The following is an 18,028-nucleotide window of genomic DNA, read 5'->3' as shown; positions in this document are numbered from 1 at the left end:
AATAGCGAGAAAGAGTGTCATGAAAACGAAAGCATTAGTGGTCTCCATCCTGATGTCAGCCGCCTTGCTGGCGACAGGTTGCGCCCAACAGGGTGGCTCAGCCAGCGGCGGTGTTAACGCGGGCGGCGGCAGTGGTTACAACAGTGGCAGCACAGGCGGCTACAACAGTGGCTCCGGTGGCTACAACAGTGGCGGTTACAACAACGGTGGTGCGGGTGGCTATAATGGAGGTTCCGGCTACAGCCAGTACACACCTGCCGACCTCAAAAATCCCAGCAGCATCCTGGCGCAACGCATCATCTATTTCGATTACGACAGCGCCAACATCCGTCCTGAGTACCAGAACGTGCTGACTGCCCACGCTTCCCTGCTGTCCGCTTACCCCAACCTGCGGGTACGACTGGAAGGCCACGCGGATGAACGTGGTTCCCGTGAGTACAACGTTGCCCTGTCTGAACGGCGTGGTTATTCCGTGCTGGATTACATGCAAATCAAGGGTGTGCGCAGCAACCAAACGGATGTGATTGGTTACGGGGAAGAAATTCCGGCGATGTTCGGGCATAATGAGTCCGCGTGGGGCAAGAACCGCCGCGTCGAAATCAAATATCCCGGAGAATGATGCACATGTACAACAAGGTTAACCGCCATGCGCTGGCAGCACTGGTTGCTGCTACGTTGGCTGCACCTGTTCACGCCGCCCCGATGAGTGATGAGGCTGCCCTCCAGTTGTTGCAACGTATCAACGATATGGAACAGGAACTCAGCAATCTGCGTGGCGAAAACGAGCAACTGCGTAATGACCTGAAAGATTTGCAGAAAAACCAGAAAGAGGGTTTCCTGCAAGTCGATGAGCGCATGGAAAAGCTCAAGTCCACCAGATCGGAAGCAGACGCAAGCAAAAGTACGGCGACGACTGTACCTCCTTCATCCACCGACAAGGGGCTTGGTGACGTTGGCAAAACGGATATGAAGACCGACACGGGTAAACCTGAAGACAAACCGGAAAAGTCTGACCCCAACGGTTTCTACAGCTATGGCACGGGCAAACAGGATGATAAAAACGCTGGCATCGCCCGCACCGACAGCAAACCTGCGGACGACAAGGCAACAGATAGTAGCAAAAGCGACAGCAACAAGCCTGACGACAAACCAGCCGACAGCAAAACGTCTGACCCTGCCAAAACCAGCGATAGCAAACAGTCCGACCAACCCTTGCCTGCCAAGGAAGAACGCGCAGTCTATGACGAAGCCTTCAAGACCTTACTGAAAGATCCCAAGGCAGCCATTCCGGCCTTCCGCAGCTTCCTCAAGGATTACCCCAACAGCTCACTGGCAGCCAGCGCCCAATACTGGGTTGGTGAAGCGCTGTATGCCGAAAAGGATTACAAGGGTGCTGCGGATGAATTCCTGATCGTGCTGAAGGAACACAAGGGCAGTGACAAAGCCCCGGATGCCGCCCTGAAACTTGGCTACAGCTTCTATGAGCAGAAAGAGTGGGATAGCGCCCGCAAAACGCTAGAAGATGTGACTAAATTTTTCCCTAGTAGCGATGCCGCCAAACTTGCCAGCCAGCGGCTGGAGAAGATGAAGACGGAAGGGCATTAAGCCCTAACTCGATGAAAGAGCTGTTCGACACCGCCAGCAACTGGCGGTGTTATTTTTTACAGACACTCCATCTGTCTATAGTTGATGCCATCGCCCTAAATATCAAGTTACTTATACAATTTTTCCAAAAATATAATTTTTCATTTTTATGCAAAAAATATATTGACTTTCTTGAAAAACCCACTACTTATGAACTTGACTTTTTACACACAATAAACTAATATTTGCCACATATCGAAAACAGCAAACAACCAAGTTTACTTCAGCGATATACCGACTGTAAACACAGTTTAACTCACATTATGTATTTCTTTTGCAATTAAATTGTTGCACGCCAACTTATGCTTAAGATAATGCATTTTTAATAAATTCAAACCTAAAAAGGAAATATAAAACAATGAATGAAAAACTTATTTTTGCAACCAGATTAACTATTGATGCAGTGTTTTCAATTTTTAAAACAAAATTCAAAAAATTAAAAAGCCATTGGCGGCATTACATTTACACAAATGTATCATACTCAACACAACTTCAAACAGGATGGTAATATGAAATAATCATGAAATCTAAACAAGCACAATGCCGCTTAAAAGCGGCTGCTTGCGCAATAATTCAAAAAAACATTTTTTCAATATTGAACTTAACTCAATCGATCAAATTACAATAAACACCAAATCATCTAAACGACTCCTCTCTCCCTCGACGAATGCACATTTTCTAAACACAAGTTGACTATAAAGGGTTAGATGTGAATTAGAAAAACCGTATTTTTTGTAGTGACACATCGTATAAACCGAAGTATTGCCAGCTCATCGAAACAATCAATCAATCTCCACACATTATTCATGATCTTCCGCCCGCACATTTGTTAAAGTAACTCCCCACCGTGCCTGCAAAGTCATGATTCTTTGCATATAGTTATAAGGATGAATCGAGGCGGAGGATACGCATGTCTGAAAAACAGCCCCCAGAGTTCCTGCAAAAGTTGCAGCCAGAAACCCTGAAAACAGCGGCAGCCCGCCGTTTCGCAGACTTTTGCCTGCAAGACTTCCCCACCCACGCCAAGGCCGAAGGCTTTGACCCGCAGGTTTACGCTGACGCTGCCAGTCTGGTAATTGCCCGGCTCGAAGCTACCCGCCACATGGAGTAATCCCCATGATCATTACTGCACTGACAGCGGAAAACTTCCGCAAATACGAACGCCTGCATCTGGGCAATCTGCCTGAACGTGGCCTGCTGGCAGTAACCGGCGGCAATGAATCCGGCAAAAGCAGCATTGGTGATGCCATCCAGTTTGGCTTGTTCGGGCGTACCGACCAGTTAGCCCCGGAAGAAGCCACCAAACTGATCCGCTGGGGAACAAAACAGACCACGGTTTCCCTGAAACTGCGCCACCGCGAACACGAATACCGCCTGATCCGCTCCATCAACCAAGCAGGTGACACCGTAGCGACCCTGTTTTCCACTGAAGAAGGCTTGACCCTGGCGGATACCCCGGAAGCGGTGGAACGTCAACTCCAGTCGCTACTGGGCTACAATTACAAGGCGTTTGTGCAGGCATTTTACTGGAGCCAACAAAGCACTCGCGTCCAACAGGGCGACAGCGACAACCTGCGGGCATTGGCAGGCTTGCGCGAACATGCCCAGTTACGCGACCAACTGCAAAGCGAAAACCGCGAACGCTTGCAAACCATTGCCGACATGGAACTCCAGTTGCAGAGCAACGAGGCTGCCCTGGCAAACCTGCACATTGACGATACCCACCTGCCCCAACTGGAAACCGTCGGTGCAGCTTTGGAAGAACGTCAGCAACACTTCCTGCAACTGGCGCAAAAAGTCGACAAGGAAGCAGAGGTTTACCCTGCCAACCACGAACGTTTTCATGCCTTGCGCCAGAAATTTGAGCGCATCGGTTTCTGGACACGCATCTGCCTGCTGATCTTCATTGTGGCATTGCTGTTAGGTGTTGCCTTCCTGTTTGCCCCCAACATTGGCAGCACCCTGCTCGCCAGCATGGATGCCAGCCTGCGCGAAACCATCGGGCGCGTTTCCGTGCGGATTGCTTCCATCGCCGCCCTGATCAGCGCCATCCTGCTGATTTACGGCTGGTACATTGATACCCGCCGCATGGCTCCCCTGCGCAGACAGTCACAAAGCCTCTCGATGGCACTACACGAAGCCTTCCACCTCAGCAACACGCCAGCAGTCGAACAACTGGAGGGCGAAGCAGGCCAATACCTGTTGCAAACCCAGACCGACATGCCGGAACGCAGCAGTGACCACCCCGACATTGCCGTCATCCCCGAATGGGCGAAATCTGCGGAACGTTACGAAACCTACCCCAGCAACATCAGCAGCATTGCCGATGCCGTCAATATCAGCATGGAACAGCGTAACCGCGAATTCGGCAAATACCTGCGCTTCCTTTACGCCGACGTGGAAACCGAACAGATCAGGCTCAACCAGCGCGAACACATCCAAGCAGGCATCGACCAGCAGGAAGACGCGCTGGAACATATCCGCCGTGACCGGGTAGTATTCGACACCGCCATTGGTCTGCTGCAACGCAGCGGTGGCAGTTCCATCGGTCGTTTCAACCAGTTGGTGCGCAACCGTTGCACGGAACTGCTCCAGAACTTTACCGATGGGCATTACAACGCGCTGGAAATTGATGAGGATTTCGCCCTCAAAGTCATGTCGCCCAGCAAACAGGATTATCTGGATTTCAGCGAAATTTCTGCCGGAACCCAACGCCAGCTCGCCCTCGCCATGCGGATCGCCGTAGCCAATGCGCTGGCAGACACCACCCAAACCCGTAACCAGTTCCTGTTTCTGGATGAGCCGCTGGCCTTTTTCGACCCAGGACGTACCGCCAGCACCCTCAATAGCCTGCAAACCAACAGCAATGGCGCAGTCAGCCAGATCTGGCTAACCGCACAAACCTTGCCAGACAGTATTCGTTTCACCCAAGTGATCAATTGCCCGCAAGGTAGCCCGACATTGGAGATATAGCCCTTTATCCTTTGAGATTTATCAACTTATAATCTTCCTCGCGCACATTGAGAGAGGAGAGGTTATGGCGTTTGCAGACTTTGCATCGGCCCAGTCGTTCTTGCTGACGGCGGGCTTCGTGATTGCTTTCATCATGGGAGCAATCGTCAACAAAACACACTTTTGCACCATGGGTGCGGTTTCTGATTGGATCAACATGGGTGACACCGGGCGTTTCCGCGCCTGGGGGTTGGCGATTGGTATCGCCCTGCTGGGCGTGGTCGTGCTGGAAATGCTCGGCATGGTCAACCTTAACAGCACTTACCCACCTTACCGTAACGGGCAACTGATCTGGGCAGAAAACCTGCTCGGCAGCATCCTGTTCGGCATCGGCATGACCATCGCGGGTGGCTGTGGCAACAAATGTCTGGTACGGATTGGTGGCGGCAACCTGAAATCCATTTTCGTGTTCCTGATCATCGGGGTCGTGGCTTATTTCATGCTCAACCCATTCCCCGGTTCCGACAAAACCCTGTATTCCGTTCTGTTCTACCCATGGTTGAACCCGCTGGCGATCAACATGGGCAATTCGCAAGATCTGGGTAGCGTGCTGGCAGGTGAGGAACATGCGGTAATGGTACGTCTGGTAATTGGCCTAGTGCTTGGCCTGTTCCTCGTCTGGCTGGCTTTCAAGTCGAAAGACTTCCGCAGCAGCGCCGACTTTGCCCTCGGCGGCATCGTGGTGGGCTTGTGCGTGCTGGCAGCATGGTACGTTACCAGCAACATCAGTATCGACGTAGATGGGCAGCCTTACCCCCTGACCCAGTATTACGGTGAATGGGACATGCTCGCGGAATCCGAAGAGGGCAAACCGGCGATGGGCGTAGCCCTGGGGTCACAATCCTTTACCTTCATCAATCCGATGGGGCAAGCGGTCGGCTATGCTGCGGGTGGTTTCAATGCCGCCTTGCTGACGTTTGGCGTCATGGCTTTCCTCGGCGTGTTGGCTGGTTCGTTTGCCTGGGCACTGGTTAGCCGCACGTTCCGTATCGAATGGTTTGCATCCACCAGCGATGTCATCAACCACGTGCTAGGTGCAGTACTGATGGGGATCGGCGGGGTATTGGCAATGGGCTGTACGGTCGGGCAAGCCATTACCGGTGTTTCCACGCTGGCGATTGGCTCTTTCCTCGCGTTTGCAGGCATCGTGCTGGGCAGCGCCCTGACCATGAAGGTACAGTTCTACCAAATGATGTACGAAGACGAAGCCAGTTTTGGCAAAGCACTGATTACCGGACTGGTTGATCTCAAGCTGCTGCCGGAAAGTCTGCGAAAACTGGAAAAAGTTTAACAAAAGGGCTTGAAACCGGAAGTTGCTTCCGTATAATAGCGCCTTCTTCGGGACATTAGCTCAGTCGGTAGAGCATCTGACTTTTAATCAGGTGGTCGTGCGTTCGAGTCGCACATGTCCCACCATTTTTTGAAGTCGGTCTGCGATTCGCTTAGAATGCAGGCCGTGTGTCTGGTAGCAAACATCCGGTTATTGAGATATTCGGGCCTATCGAAACCACCGAGTAATCAAAACTCCGGTTTATCAGATCCAAAGCGGACGTGAGTGGATTCACGCCCGCTTTTCTATTTTTGGGCAACTGCCAAGTTGCACCCCCTATTCTCAGCCATTTCGGCTACTTAATACAACCCCATTTTGCTATTGTGTTACGCACAAACGTGCTGCAACCTGAACAGATGCGTGCCACGCAAGTGTAGCCTCTAATCCAGAGGCTACTTTATCAGCTACTTACAGTCCACGGATACCACCGTTTATCATCTCGCGCATACTTTCTGTATCAGACTCCACATAACCCAACGTGGTCTTGAGGCTGGTATGACCCAACATCCGCTGGAGGTGTCGCAGGTTCTGCCCACCCCGGTTTGCTGCTTGGGTCGCAAACGTGTGACGGAACCGGTGGGGACTGATCTTGACCTTGTAACGCAGTGATGCTCGTTTGAAATACCCTGTGACCTGCTCCGGGAACATCTGTTTACCTGCATAGTCCGGGTTGAACAGGGTGATGTTGAACACCTGCAATTGACGAATGGCTGCCACCTGCCCCACTTCCAGTTTCCCCAGCGTTTTATCCTTGACCACCAGTAATGCTTGGACAACCTCCGCAGTCATGGGGATATGCCACTCCCGACGTGTTTTACTCCCCTCTGCCCGTAACAGGATACGTTCATGGCGGAAATCCACATCAGCCCAAGTCATGGCCACCAGTTGCCGCCGCCGCATTCCTGTATAGTACAAGGTTTTAAGCACCGCCTCCCAGAACCAGGAAGGGCGATTTTCATCCGGGTACTGCCGGATCATACTCAACAGACTGAGAATGTCCACATGCTCGGCTGTGTGCTTCAATCGGGTATATTCGGGCACATAACTGACATGCTGGAACGGGTTGGTTTCCAGCAGACCACGCTTGTCCGCAAGATTAAACAACGTGCGTAACGCACGCAGGTAGCTGTTGACGGTTGCCTCAGCAGCCCGCGACTTGAGCAACGCTTTCCACTGGAGCAGCAACTCGTGCGTCACTTCCCCAACCTGGGTGCATTGGGTTTCGCGCTGGAACAGCGCCATGACATTTTCACAATGTTTGACGGTCGCAGGAGCCGGGTCGCTTTCCCGGACATACAATGCCAACAAGTCATTCAAATCACCTAACATTTGCAAGCTCCTCTTCACAAAAGCAGTGATTTTCACTGACTTATGTTAATGGAGTGTGCTATGCAACTTACAATCAGTCCCTTGATCCTGAAAAAAGTATAGCCAAGGTTTCAGCCTTTTGCCGACTATTCACAACCAGTGTTGACGCCCTCGCATGGCCTGCCTAGCAGTATGCCGCTGCCTAGCTGTCACCATCCCTGACACCTGCCCATCCAGCCCAAAACGTACCCCACCCTGCATTAATCGTTCCCAGTAGCGGGTTCGGCTGGTATGCCAGCGCAGAGTTTTATGGATGACCCGTTTTGACCATCTCTCTTGCACCCCATGCACAGCCAAAAGCGCATACACATCCTCAATCACCCCGATCCGCAGCGGCAAAAAATCCCGCCATACCGCCGAATGCTCTCCCAACCACTCAGCAAGTTGGCAGGATGCCTGATCTGACAGCCGTGAAGCCTCCTGTTTGGCTGTAGTGGCCTCAACCGAAGGTTCCGCAACAGGTACTGTTACAGGCGTATCGGATGTCCTGGTACGTTTAAGGGTTAAGATAGGTCGTTTCTTGTCCATGCAAAAAGTGTAACGCATGGTGATGGAAAGGTCATGTTGGGATGGCTGGGATTGGAAGGCTCACAAGAAAAAGCCTGCTTATGCAGGCTTTTATAAGTGGTTTCCATAAGTAAGGTCTAAGCGGCTTTTTGTTGTTTGCTTTGCTCAATCAACTTGTCCAAGGACTGATTGTACTGCTTCAAAGCATTTCTCAGAGCACGCACTGCTTCTAGCGTTTCCTGTTTGGTCATTGACGTAGCTCCTCTTCATTCATCGGGTATCTAATAAGCGACATAACCACTAGATTAGACAATACTAAATTATCATAGCTTCTTTCTTCAGTACAGAGACAACCTGATCAAACGCACTTTTATCTTGATTAGCCAAGGCCAATGTTAGTTCTCTGATGTGCAACACATACTGCCTAACGTTGACTATTTTCAAACCACTCTCTGGAGAAAAATCCCCATAAACCACCAATCTATCAATAATCGGCACGACCATCTCATCCAAAGTTCTCGACATCTGATGAATGTTAGGATCTGGAATATGCATCAACTGAAAACCATATATATTTGAATGATTTATGATCCTGTTACATGTATGGATCACTTCTTCATATATAGCTTTTACCTCATCGTCAATCAACGAATCTTGTACGGTACGTAACTCCACAACTGTGGACATAGAAATAAGTCCCCTAGATAAACAAAGCACGTAAATTTATAATGCCCCATGCGCCATGTCAACCATGATTACCACCTCGTCTACCAGCAACTCCTTATCCCCCAGCCACAACCCCATCTGGGGGTGATGGCGATATTTGCTGAATACCATTGGTTTCATACTGCCACCCTCCCCGCCTGTGCCTGCAACATATCCCGCAGCCGATACCACTCGGCTTTCTTGACCTCAATCTGCGCCGTGAAACTGTCCCATGCGTCGGAACCTTCCTGCTGGGCTTTCTGCAACCCCTGCAAGGTTTTAACCTCATTGCTGAGGTTGCTGAGTTCTGTTTTCAGTAAAGCGCCGTTGTAGCTATCCCCTTGTGCCTGCCGCTTGCGCCATTCCAACGCAGGTGTGCGGTCAAACGTCCCCGTCCGGGCGGATTTTGCCAACCAAACCAACAAGCCGATGTTTGACTTCTTGACCTCTCCATTAGCCATCTTCCATGCCAGTGCGTCCAGTACCTCCTGTGCCATTTGGGGATGCAGTCCGTCCAGTTTTTTCGGTGCTTCGGTGAGTTCCTCTGCTGTCAATGCTGCCGGGTATTGCAGGGCTTCGGCAGTGATCCCGCTGGCTTGGCTAGCAGGGGCTGGTTGTCCACCTGCCGCAGCAGGTGATGGATGCTGGCAACGGGCTGTTGCCGCTGCGTATTGCTCCCAAACCTGAAAATCATCATCCCCATGCCCGACCAAATCCCAATGCGCAGTCCACCGTTCTGGAGAGGTTTCTTCACTGGCAGGGTTTGGGATGGTAGTGGTTTTGTCTTGTCTGGGTTTTATATTGTCTGTTACCAAAATCCGGGGCGTTTCAACCCGACTTTCGGTCAATGCCTCACCGGATTTCGGTAAGCATCCCCCATTTTTAGGCAAGCTGTTTACCAACTGTTGGTAAGCATCTACCAGATTTTGGTTGGTACTCACCAACAGTTGGTTACTTTCCGCCAGCCGCTGGTTTGTCTCCAGCAAAGTCTGGTGTGCCGCCTGTAGTTGCTGATAACGTGTCTCCAGTAGCGCACCGGCTTCGCTGTTGTCCTGCACCGTTGGCGTGTGACCCATCCCTTCCCCCGCCATGTTGTCTTTCAGGGCTGGGAAGGCCGCACGGTTACTGCCAGATTCCCCATCCACCAAAAACCGTTCAGGGATGCGGTAAACCGTACCGTACCTGCCTTTGCCTGCAACCGTCACCAGTTGGCTGGCCTCCAGTCCGGCAACCGCAGCACGAGCGCGGTCACGGCGCAGGCCAGACAGTTTTTCCAGACGTGAATCGGCAAGATCATCTTCCACTTTGCCATAACTGACGGTCTGCAACAGCAATGCCAAGAACGCTGTTTGTTGTGAGGGGGTCAGGCCAGACTCCAAAGCAGCCTTGATCCATTGGGTGACAGGGTTCATGTTCAATTTATCCTTTTTCATAGGCAATACTGACCCGTCAGGCCAGTTGCTGACCTGAACGGCATTAATAATCAGGGTTTCCAACGAATGGGGTGTCAGGGTGGTTGTTGTTTCACCTGGTCACTTCCTGCAATAAACGCCCGTATCTCCTCCCTTGCCCGTTCGGCTTCTGCTGTCGTGCCATCGTCATAAGCAGGGCACTCCCTCGCTGCGGTCAGTGCCACCCAACTATGGCAGTTCGGCATATGCAAGCACTGTGAACAGTTGCGGTTCCAGGGTTGGGGGGTACTGCTCATGGCTCCCCTACCCCGTACTTCCGGGCAGCTTCTGCCGCATCCAGTGGGTGGCAGGCATCCCCGGTACATTCAAACCATGACAGTCCGCACCCACTGTTGGCTGACCACACAGATGTGGGGTGATCAGCCAGGTAAAAGCTGTCGGCTTCCATCTGAATGGATCTGGGTGTACCGCAGGCAGCGTCCAGCAAGGTGGCAATGGTGTGGGTATAACGGTCAGCAGAATCGGAACCTTCCGTAACAGGATCAGCCCTGCTGCTTCCCGTGTCAGCCAATACGGCTACCGGCAGGAAACCCAGGGTGGCAACCGCAAGAAGCACTGCTATCTTTTTCATGTCATTCCCTTTCATATCAACCTCGTTGTTGTGTGTTTAGGTGTTAAAAAACATTCAATAATTGCTAGGGCATTCAACCCCAGACTTCTGCCATGTCTTTGGCAAAAACCTTCTGGATCGTGGTTTCAAAGCCGTTGTACTTGCCCTGCCAGTGCGACAGGAAAACCTTGGCAACCGCAGCAGCGGACAAACCGCTTTTCAGGGTGTAATAGGGACGCTGGCGACCATCTTTTGCCGTTATGCTGCCGGTATTGAAATAGTGGTCACGCACGCTGCCTGGCAGGTTGTACCCCATGCTGTTGATGACCGTGCTTTCCTTCATTCCGGCTGACTGACCTTGTGACAAGCGCCAGATGGCTAGGACGACCGGCAAGCCTTGTTGGTGCGCCATGTACAGGTAAGCACCTTCCACAGGCATCGTGCTGACCATCCCGCGCTTGTTGTCGCGTGCCAATTGGGCAGTGGCAGCGGTGGACTGGGATAAATCCATCGTGTTTTTCACGCCATACGCTGTAGCGATGGCTGGCATCAACTGATACCAGCCGGAAGCACCAGAGGCATTGAGCATGTGCTGACCCAGTGCCGATTCAATCTTGAGCATGGTGGCCATGTAGCCACGCGGCAGACCATGCTGTTTGCCGACCGCTTCTACCCGCTTGATGATGGCAGCGTCCGAGAACATGCCCGCCATGGCAATGTGACGGTGTATGGCAAAACCATCCATACCTTTAAGGCTCAGGCGGGCGCAATAGGCCAGCATGTCCTTGCCAAAACGCGAGTAGCTGGCCTGGTGTTCAATGTGCCAGGCTTCCCCGGAGGGGTTGTCCTTGACAAAGCCATGCTTGACCAGCAGCCCCAAGCGGTGCAGTTCTGCCACTTGGGGTGATGACCTGCCCTGCCGGTCAATGTCCACGGAGTAGCCATGCTGGTGTTGCGACCAGCCGGGTTCGGCTGCATCAGCGCCAAACTGGGCCTTGACCCCGACCTGATAGGCTGCGCTGCGGTAGACCGAACCAACATTGAGCTTTTTGCCGGTCTTATGGTGATATTCCACCACCATCGCATAAAACGCATGTTGGGCAGGCCCCGCCATGCCCGTGATGGCGGTAGTGAAATCTGTCCCGCCGGTATAGCGGATGACCTTCTGGAGTTGTACGAGCTGGGCAGCATTCAGGCGTGGTAGGAAGTCACGGGCTTTGGGGTCAACCGGGGCGGCACTGCCCGCTATCCCTGCCTTGGCATCAGGCAAGGTGGCAACCGTATCCGGCGCTGCCGATACCGCCATCCCTTCCAGCAGGGAAGCGAGGGACTCAAATTCGTCGGCAGACAGGGCGTCGACCAGTGAGGCTGCCAGAGTGGTTCCTTGTGCAATAGCATCCTCAAAATAAGCCGCATCATCACGTACCGCAGCGGTGGTAGTATTTTGCACCAGCTTTGCCATCAACGCGGCAGCAGCAGGGTACTGGTTCTGTACCGCCAGCAGTGAACCTGCGAACATGATGGTTGCAACACGCCACATGCTCAGCCCCTGCCTTTTGCCGCTAACGGTTTGGCTGCGATCACAGGGGCAGGTACTGGCGGCTTAACAGGTGCGGGTTTACTGGCACTGGTCGCTGCCGGGCAATCCCAGCGCAGGCTTAGCAGCAGCAAGGCCAACGCACACCAGACAAAGACCCATCCCAGCAACCAATTCTCCCGCCCTAGGGTGATGGACAGATGCAGAGGTTTGTCCCCCAGCAGGATGCCTAGCGCCAACCCGGCAAACAGGAAGCACACCATCAAGGCTGTTGTCCTAACCAGGTTAAAGAGTGGGTTCACGCTGCCTCCCTTGACTGGTGTGTATCCGTTTGCCGTCATCCTGCATCCGCAGGTAAGGCGCACAGGCCAACGCCAGTAACCAGACCACGACCAGACAGGCAATAGCGCTCGCCCCATAAGAGAGCGTGGCTGTCTGTTGGTCTTGTGCCCAACTCGCCAGCGCCAATAAGGCAAACACCAGATAAGCGATCATGACCGCTCCGGTCAGCCATTCCGCCAACACCAGCCAGACATCCACCAGTGCCAGCTTTTCTAGCCATGTTTTTTTGTGCATCACACGCACTCCTTTTTGATGCAGACAGTGACGCCAGATAACGGAGCATCCCCCTTCTCCGACCAGATCAGGGCATTGCCACCGCCGTTCAGACGATCACCCTGGTTGCCAGCACCCGTATGCAGGCTGGATTTTGAGGGGGTTTGGAACTGGGCAGGCTTGCCCTTGTTGACCTTGACAGGGGCTTCCCCCATCAGGCGGGCTACCCATGTGCCTTGTTGGGCGGCACGTTCTTGCGGCTTGGGGTTGCGGATGTAGTTGTAATAATCGGCCTGCACCGCCTGCCCCGGCATCAGCCTGCCCACCCAAGTGGCAGGGACAGGTGCCGGACGTGTGACGGTTCGTTGAGCCACCTTGTTGGCTGGCGGCTTCGTGTCACCTTGACTCGCCTGTTTGCGGGGGTGGGCAGTTTGGGAACCTTGCTGTTTATGGGGGGTGGAACTACTGGCTTGTTGCCGCACCATCTGGATGACAGGCTTGGCAGCAGACGATGAGGCAGCACCAGAGGGCTTGCCCATCACAAAAGGTCGTGTTTCTGCATCGCTTGCCTCGGCAGACGACACCAGCATCACCGGGATGGCTGCCAGCGTGTTGATCTCACCCTGCCCCGCACTGCTGGTTAGCAGTCGGGGGGAACCCGGCATGGACTGGGTGGCTGTTCCTGCTCGGCTATCCGAGGTTTTGTAGACAGACTTGCCACCATCGCCAAACGGGTTGAACCCGTTGGATTTGCCATAGTCCCAGACGTGGTACATCGCACCGGCAATCAGCGCACCGACACAGCCCCCTGCCACAAACGTGCCGAAGGTTTTGATCCGCTGGACAGCGCCAGTCTGTACTACTTGATGCTGTGCTTGAATATTCATGTTCATGGTTCCTGTCTCCTGTCAGTGGAATTAGCCGCACGCCAGCACGATGTCGATGTCCCCGCCCGATCTCAGGGTGAACGACCGGCTGCGGTTGGTTCCGTTACACTCCAGATGGGCGCTGTAGTCCCCACCTGGCAAATGGAAGGTGGCGCTGTGGGAGTGGGTGCTTTTCACCACCGCATCACCCTGCTTCACTACCCAGCTCACTGCCTGCATGGCAGGACCATCCTTGATGGTGGCCACCAAATGCAGGGCACCTGTTTGGGCGGCATTCGCCTCACGGCTCCCCAAGGTGATGACTGTCAACGCTACCGCCACACCGAAAGCCAGCAGGCCATTGGCAATTTTTTCCCCTGTTGTTCTGTTCGTTTTCATGTTGTTGTCCTTGTTATGTTCTTCGTTCGTGTTTTGTTCGCACCCAACAGGCAATACTTGCCCGTCAGGCTTAAAGCCCTGTTTTTTTGGATGAATGAGAAATGGGAGTCAGCCTGACGGCTGGTCAGTGTCTACCCATAGGCATGACCTTGCAGGAATTGCCGGAAATGCGTAGGCAGGAAGTGGATACAACGGTGCAATACTGCCAACAGATCGCTTTCACTCATGTGAAATGCCTGGGCCAAATTGCCAAGTTGCCCTGTTTGAAAAGGGATTAAGATGTTAGGATTCATGGCTAACACCTTTGTCAGGATTGGCTTTTTCAGGGGAGTCTTTGCTAGGGTCGGCTTTTAGCCCCAGTGCAATCGCAGCCCGGTGGGATTCACCACGCAAGCCAGGGGCATTTCGGTGCAACAAAGCATTGACTGTACTGCGGTTGAATTTATAAAGACGACACCAACCTGCAACAGTCGTGCCTGTAGCCCGGAAGTTAGCCAACACCTGTTCAGGGGTCAGTAAAGTTGGGTTGGGGGACGTGTCCATCCTGTCGGTTCTCCTGTCCAAATGTGTTACGTTGTGGCTAGTATTTATCTTTAAAGATAACAAGTCAAGTAACTTAAATGATATTTCGAGGAAGAATGACAGAAACAAGCATCGGGCAGCGCCTGCGCGAAGTGAGGGGAACTCTAACTCAAGCAGAGTTTGCCGAACGCATGGGGGTTGCGAAAATAACTATCACCCGTTACGAAGGTGACGCATCTGTTCCAGATGGTAATTTTCTTTTAAAGTTAGAAAATCTGTTTCAAGTCGATCCTGCATGGATGCTTTTGGGTAGAGCCTTGAGTAACGACAGTCATATAAACTCAGAAGAAGCTGCCCTTTTGACAGATTATAAATCTATTAGCCCATCAAATAAGGAAATTGTTCGAGCTATGATTTCTGTTATTGCCAATCTTGAGAAGGAGAAGGGGGGACGCTAGTAGAAATTTCATTCTTTGGCGATGAGAAAATGTGCCTCGCCAGTAAGGATGATGGCTTCCTGCCTTTCGCATCAAAAATTTTCATGTCGCCAAAGACCATGAAACTGTGTTTTGCCCTTGAAACAGCAACGTTCAACATGTTGGGGCCAGCATCAAAGAAAAACTGCCCGCCAGTTTCGTGCTTAGAGTAAACAGGTGAAAAGATTATCAGGTTACGTTCAGCCCCTTGAAGAGCGTGGACAGTACCAACAGTGATGTCATTTTTGTCTCCTAGCATTTCTTTTAGTTCTGATTGGATAGCTGTCTTTTGCGCACCAAACGGGGTTACTATCCCCAGAATCTTGCCAATTTTTTCCCCTTGGTAGTGCTGTTGGATTTGTTCACGGTTCGCTGCAACCCAAACCGCAATAGCCTTTGCTTCATACCTGTTAATACGGCTTCCCCCTTGGCTTTGTGATTTCCCATCAATATGTAGGTAAGCCATGGGCGGGAATAGTGGGGTAATCTTTGCGGAGGCATGAGCAGAACCCTGCTTGGGTTGGAGAGTGCCCTTGTAACATAATTCGCTACAATAGGCGATGATCTCGTCCCAGCATCGGCGGTGTTCATATAGCCACATACCCCGATCAAGAGCTTTGTTGTCGTGGTGCAATGTGCTGTGTTGGGACATTTTCATGACACTACCCGCTGTCGCTGTCTTTCCTTGTAGGTCTAAGGCTTCCTTACCCTGCCTTTCCGCACACGGTGCAGCCAACCCGCAGGCAACCAAGTTGCCAATATCGACGGATTCCGGCAGTGACCAGATAGGTTCTATTTGCTGAGTGTCTCCAATAACCAAGGCTCTTTTAGCTAGTGCAAATGAGGCCGCCGCCAAATCAGGCGTTACCTGTCCTGCCTCATCTATGATCAACAGGTCAATGGTGTTGTAAAGATAAGTATCCGTGCCACTCCACGCCTTCATGGTTTTAGGCAGCATGTAGAGCGTCGAGACGGCACAAGGGGTCAGCATCATGCGTAGTGCCCATGTTTTTTGGATATGCTTGCGGGATTTGCTGCTGCCCGTTCCCCCGGCCCCACTACTTGTCAACACAGGAACACCAGTTTTCCCTTTTTCAGTCAACTCCTGTAAGAATTTTTCGGTTTCTTCCAACCATACGCCCTCCCAGTAATGCGTGGCTAGGCGGAACAGATCAAAACGGATTGTTTTGTCCGCCTGATCTTCGATGGATTGGATTTCATCTACGGCTGCCCAGCCCGGATATAACTTGTCCAGTTGTCCAAGATGAGTTTGCCATTCCTGCTGGAGTTGTTGATGCTTGTCCCATACGTTAAGTAAATTTTCGTAGTTCAGTGCCGCCCTGTCTTGCTGACCCGATGTAGACTGTTTGTATGCCGAAATTCGTTGGTGGATTTCGGTAAATTGGCGTATACCGTCCAAGACACCACCATCACATCCATTTTGGATGATGAAACTGATTGCCCTGTTTAACCGACGTTCCTGAATTGGGCGCAGCCATCCGAACAGGGATGACACTAGCACTTCCGATAAAGATTCTGTTTGGTGGAATGCCCGTAGCCTAGTATCCAGCAAGCAGGCAGTTCTGTACCGGGCGGATGCTGCATCTTTCCGCTTAAGGGCTTCTGATAGCGCATATTGTGGGGTATTCCCAAGCTTGGTTAACACCTCCGTTTTAGCATCTTCTGCCTGTTGCCATAGGTTGTATGTTTGCTCTAATACATCATTCAGCCCCACCATTTTCTGTCTAATAGCAGAAATTCCTTGGCTGACGGACAGTAAACCATTACCAAAAGCCGTAGCAGCACATTGAATGTAGTGGATTTTCGCCCTATCAATGTATTCTTGTTGCTCGTATTGATTATTCATGAGTGATTCTGTCAAGTACCCGCGCTCAACAGCATCACCTTCCTTAGCTTTGGCGGGCAGGTAGATGCCGTAGCTCGAAAGGTTTGGCAACCATCGTCCCGCTAAAGGCCCCATCCCCATATCAACCTTCCTGAAGGCGTCGATGATGTTGGTGACAGCTTGGTTATTCGCTGATGCCGCCATTGTTATAGGAGCTTCCCTACCACCTTTAAGTGCAGCGTTGACCCACTGGGTGGCGATGATGCTCAGAAGCATGGTGGTTTTCCCTGTACCGGGTGGGCCGTTCACTGCCAGTATGCTGCCATCTTGCTCACCCAACAGGCGTGCCAGAACATCCCGCTGGGCAGGAGCAAGTCCATAACCATCAGTACCGTGTCCAGTCCTTTTGGTAAAGCTTTTAATGGTTGGCTGGCAATGTTTTTCCCGTGTATTCCCTGTATAGGCCAAGTTCTCAAATAGTGGTACGCACTCGCGGGTCTCCAACAAATGGTCATATAGGGCAATGACATTCCACGCAGCAATATTGTTGCCTTTCTCTAGGTATACAACATGTTGTTTCAAGTAATGTTGCAAAGGGATTTGACAAACATTTGCTTCAAGCCCATCAGCGTATTCGAGCAGTTTGCCCCATTCGTCAAATTGTTTATGGGAATCGCGGGAGTCTATCTCATCACAACCCTCATTCTCTTTTAATTGGTAGGGGTGCTGTGTGATATAGCGGTCATATTCCTCCAAGCTCCCTATAGTCAGATACCCTTCTTCAAGCGGTGCAAGTAAGTCCCTGGCAATGATAGGGGAAGTAGCCGGGAAAAATTTGCCTTGCCGATCCATGAGCAGCAGCACGGATACAGGCAGAAGGTACTGCGGCAGTATGCCAAGACCGTAATCATGGCCATGTTGGGATATGCGTTTGTACGTGTTTGGGCTAACGATGACTTCAACGGTCTCATCGGTCGCAGGAACCCCCTTGAAGTAATTACCTATGAGATCTTTTTTATCATAGCCTAGCTGACCGTTACGCCATTCTTGTTCGTTGATGACATCCTTTTTTTTCAAGTCTTGTTCTTCGGCAAATCTTCCTTTCGATAAAGCCGTATCAGCAAGTGATTTTCGCCAGTATTTGGCGAATGCAAAGGTTGGTTCAAATTTGTGTTCAGTCATAAGGTTACACCAGAAGATCAGGCGATTCTTGTCAAAGAGTGGTCATGGTTTAGGTTC

General features: G+C 51.8%; 20 protein-coding genes and 1 tRNA gene. 7 read left to right on the top strand and 14 right to left on the bottom strand.

All coding sequences use genetic code 11. From position 1 onward, the window contains the following. Positions 1-19 precede the first annotated feature (19 nt). From pal to B2U47_RS02665, 6 genes are all read left to right on the top strand, one after another. Positions 20-619 carry a peptidoglycan-associated lipoprotein Pal gene (gene pal / locus B2U47_RS02690; protein ID WP_296676433.1) on the top strand — a complete coding sequence of 200 codons (600 nt, stop codon included), beginning with the start codon at positions 20-22 and terminating at the stop codon, positions 617-619. A gap of 5 nt (positions 620-624) precedes the next feature. Then, positions 625-1,605, top strand: coding sequence for a tol-pal system protein YbgF (gene ybgF / locus B2U47_RS02685; protein ID WP_296676431.1), 981 nt, complete (start codon positions 625-627; stop codon positions 1,603-1,605). 949 nt (positions 1,606-2,554) lie between these two features. After that, positions 2,555-2,755 carry a hypothetical protein gene (locus B2U47_RS02680; RefSeq protein WP_296676428.1) on the top strand — a complete coding sequence of 67 codons (201 nt, stop codon included), beginning with the start codon at positions 2,555-2,557 and terminating at the stop codon, positions 2,753-2,755. A gap of 5 nt (positions 2,756-2,760) precedes the next feature. After that, a complete protein-coding gene (locus B2U47_RS02675) occupies positions 2,761-4,617 on the top strand; it encodes an ATP-binding protein (RefSeq protein WP_296676424.1) in 1,857 nt (618 codons plus the stop codon). Between the two features lie 64 nt (positions 4,618-4,681). Further along, complete coding sequence (locus B2U47_RS02670; RefSeq protein ID WP_296676421.1) at positions 4,682-5,947, top strand: YeeE/YedE family protein; 1,266 nt, start codon at positions 4,682-4,684, stop codon at positions 5,945-5,947. Positions 5,948-5,996: 49 nt separating this feature from the next. Continuing rightward, a tRNA-Lys gene (locus B2U47_RS02665) sits at positions 5,997-6,072 on the top strand. Between the two features lie 322 nt (positions 6,073-6,394). Here the strand turns inward: B2U47_RS02665 and B2U47_RS02660 are convergent. The 13 genes from B2U47_RS02660 to B2U47_RS02600 form a co-directional block, all read right to left on the bottom strand. Further along, positions 6,395-7,315, bottom strand: coding sequence for a tyrosine-type recombinase/integrase (locus tag B2U47_RS02660; RefSeq protein WP_296676418.1), 921 nt, complete (start codon positions 7,313-7,315; stop codon positions 6,395-6,397). Between the two features lie 129 nt (positions 7,316-7,444). Further along, entirely contained in the window at positions 7,445-7,882 is a 438-nt protein-coding gene (locus B2U47_RS02655) for a ProQ/FINO family protein (protein ID WP_296676415.1), read from the bottom strand. Positions 7,883-8,176: 294 nt separating this feature from the next. Continuing rightward, entirely contained in the window at positions 8,177-8,548 is a 372-nt protein-coding gene (locus B2U47_RS02650) for a hypothetical protein (protein WP_296676412.1), read from the bottom strand. A gap of 36 nt (positions 8,549-8,584) precedes the next feature. Next, on the bottom strand, positions 8,585-8,707 hold the full coding sequence (locus tag B2U47_RS02645) for a hypothetical protein (RefSeq protein WP_296676410.1): 123 nt from the start codon (positions 8,705-8,707) through the stop codon (positions 8,585-8,587). Further along, positions 8,704-9,978: a hypothetical protein gene (locus tag B2U47_RS02640; protein ID WP_296676405.1), complete on the bottom strand. Its 1,275-nt coding sequence runs from the start codon at positions 9,976-9,978 to the stop codon at positions 8,704-8,706. Before B2U47_RS02640 ends, B2U47_RS02645 begins: the two co-directional genes overlap by 4 nt. Positions 9,979-10,073: 95 nt before the next feature. After that, positions 10,074-10,274: a hypothetical protein gene (locus B2U47_RS02635; protein ID WP_296676402.1), complete on the bottom strand. Its 201-nt coding sequence runs from the start codon at positions 10,272-10,274 to the stop codon at positions 10,074-10,076. Further along, positions 10,271-10,609 carry a hypothetical protein gene (locus B2U47_RS02630; protein ID WP_296676400.1) on the bottom strand — a complete coding sequence of 113 codons (339 nt, stop codon included), beginning with the start codon at positions 10,607-10,609 and terminating at the stop codon, positions 10,271-10,273. Before B2U47_RS02630 ends, B2U47_RS02635 begins: the two co-directional genes overlap by 4 nt. A 73-nt stretch (positions 10,610-10,682) precedes the next feature. Then, the gene (locus B2U47_RS02625) at positions 10,683-12,128 is read right to left on the bottom strand and encodes a hypothetical protein (protein WP_296676398.1); all 1,446 of its coding nucleotides are present in this window, start codon (positions 12,126-12,128) and stop codon (positions 10,683-10,685) included. Positions 12,129-12,130: 2 nt separating this feature from the next. Further along, the gene (locus B2U47_RS02620) at positions 12,131-12,427 is read right to left on the bottom strand and encodes a hypothetical protein (RefSeq protein WP_296676395.1); all 297 of its coding nucleotides are present in this window, start codon (positions 12,425-12,427) and stop codon (positions 12,131-12,133) included. Beyond that, positions 12,411-12,701: a hypothetical protein gene (locus tag B2U47_RS02615; RefSeq protein WP_296676392.1), complete on the bottom strand. Its 291-nt coding sequence runs from the start codon at positions 12,699-12,701 to the stop codon at positions 12,411-12,413. The genes B2U47_RS02620 and B2U47_RS02615 overlap by 17 nt, the downstream gene beginning before the upstream one ends. Continuing rightward, positions 12,701-13,573 (bottom strand): hypothetical protein, encoded by an 873-nt coding sequence (locus B2U47_RS02610; protein ID WP_296676389.1) that lies wholly within the window; start codon positions 13,571-13,573, stop codon positions 12,701-12,703. Before B2U47_RS02610 ends, B2U47_RS02615 begins: the two co-directional genes overlap by 1 nt. Before the next feature lie 24 nt (positions 13,574-13,597). Next, on the bottom strand, positions 13,598-13,945 hold the full coding sequence (locus tag B2U47_RS02605) for a hypothetical protein (protein ID WP_296676387.1): 348 nt from the start codon (positions 13,943-13,945) through the stop codon (positions 13,598-13,600). Between the two features lie 282 nt (positions 13,946-14,227). After that, positions 14,228-14,488: a hypothetical protein gene (locus tag B2U47_RS02600; protein WP_296676384.1), complete on the bottom strand. Its 261-nt coding sequence runs from the start codon at positions 14,486-14,488 to the stop codon at positions 14,228-14,230. Positions 14,489-14,583: 95 nt separating this feature from the next. On the opposite strand from B2U47_RS02600, the gene B2U47_RS02595 reads away from it, so the two are divergent. Further along, positions 14,584-14,925, top strand: a complete 342-nt coding sequence (locus B2U47_RS02595; RefSeq protein WP_296676380.1) for a helix-turn-helix domain-containing protein — start codon at positions 14,584-14,586, stop codon at positions 14,923-14,925. On the opposite strand, the gene B2U47_RS02590 is transcribed toward B2U47_RS02595, so the two are convergent. Next, complete coding sequence (locus tag B2U47_RS02590) at positions 14,888-17,971, bottom strand: DEAD/DEAH box helicase (protein ID WP_296676378.1); 3,084 nt, start codon at positions 17,969-17,971, stop codon at positions 14,888-14,890. The two genes, B2U47_RS02595 and B2U47_RS02590, sit on opposite strands and share 38 nt — an antisense overlap. Positions 17,972-18,028: the final 57 nt, after the last annotated feature.

The sequence above is a fragment of the Thiothrix sp. UBA5583 genome, from assembly GCA_002425225.1.
Lineage (GTDB): Bacteria > Pseudomonadota > Gammaproteobacteria > Thiotrichales > Thiotrichaceae > Thiothrix > Thiothrix moscowensis.
This window is presented reverse-complemented; position numbering and strand designations above follow the sequence as displayed.

Excerpts from the sequence above, each read along its gene's own strand:
- pal (WP_296676433.1), top strand. The coding sequence starts at position 20 with ATGAAAACGAAAGCATTAGTGGTCTCCATCCTGATGTCAGCCGCCTTG.
- ybgF (WP_296676431.1), top strand. The coding sequence starts at position 625 with ATGTACAACAAGGTTAACCGCCATGCGCTGGCAGCACTGGTTGCTGCT.
- B2U47_RS02680 (WP_296676428.1), top strand. The coding sequence starts at position 2,555 with ATGTCTGAAAAACAGCCCCCAGAGTTCCTGCAAAAGTTGCAGCCAGAA.
- B2U47_RS02675 (WP_296676424.1), top strand. The coding sequence starts at position 2,761 with ATGATCATTACTGCACTGACAGCGGAAAACTTCCGCAAATACGAACGC.
- B2U47_RS02670 (WP_296676421.1), top strand. The coding sequence starts at position 4,682 with ATGGCGTTTGCAGACTTTGCATCGGCCCAGTCGTTCTTGCTGACGGCG.
- B2U47_RS02660 (WP_296676418.1), bottom strand. The coding sequence starts at position 7,315 with ATGTTAGGTGATTTGAATGACTTGTTGGCATTGTATGTCCGGGAAAGC.
- B2U47_RS02655 (WP_296676415.1), bottom strand. The coding sequence starts at position 7,882 with ATGGACAAGAAACGACCTATCTTAACCCTTAAACGTACCAGGACATCC.
- B2U47_RS02650 (WP_296676412.1), bottom strand. The coding sequence starts at position 8,548 with ATGTCCACAGTTGTGGAGTTACGTACCGTACAAGATTCGTTGATTGAC.
- B2U47_RS02645 (WP_296676410.1), bottom strand. The coding sequence starts at position 8,707 with ATGAAACCAATGGTATTCAGCAAATATCGCCATCACCCCCAGATGGGG.
- B2U47_RS02640 (WP_296676405.1), bottom strand. The coding sequence starts at position 9,978 with ATGAACCCTGTCACCCAATGGATCAAGGCTGCTTTGGAGTCTGGCCTG.
- B2U47_RS02635 (WP_296676402.1), bottom strand. The coding sequence starts at position 10,274 with ATGAGCAGTACCCCCCAACCCTGGAACCGCAACTGTTCACAGTGCTTG.
- B2U47_RS02630 (WP_296676400.1), bottom strand. The coding sequence starts at position 10,609 with ATGAAAAAGATAGCAGTGCTTCTTGCGGTTGCCACCCTGGGTTTCCTG.
- B2U47_RS02625 (WP_296676398.1), bottom strand. The coding sequence starts at position 12,128 with ATGTGGCGTGTTGCAACCATCATGTTCGCAGGTTCACTGCTGGCGGTA.
- B2U47_RS02615 (WP_296676392.1), bottom strand. The coding sequence starts at position 12,701 with ATGCACAAAAAAACATGGCTAGAAAAGCTGGCACTGGTGGATGTCTGG.
- B2U47_RS02610 (WP_296676389.1), bottom strand. The coding sequence starts at position 13,573 with ATGAACATGAATATTCAAGCACAGCATCAAGTAGTACAGACTGGCGCT.
- B2U47_RS02605 (WP_296676387.1), bottom strand. The coding sequence starts at position 13,945 with ATGAAAACGAACAGAACAACAGGGGAAAAAATTGCCAATGGCCTGCTG.
- B2U47_RS02600 (WP_296676384.1), bottom strand. The coding sequence starts at position 14,488 with ATGGACACGTCCCCCAACCCAACTTTACTGACCCCTGAACAGGTGTTG.
- B2U47_RS02595 (WP_296676380.1), top strand. The coding sequence starts at position 14,584 with ATGACAGAAACAAGCATCGGGCAGCGCCTGCGCGAAGTGAGGGGAACT.
- B2U47_RS02590 (WP_296676378.1), bottom strand. The coding sequence starts at position 17,971 with ATGACTGAACACAAATTTGAACCAACCTTTGCATTCGCCAAATACTGG.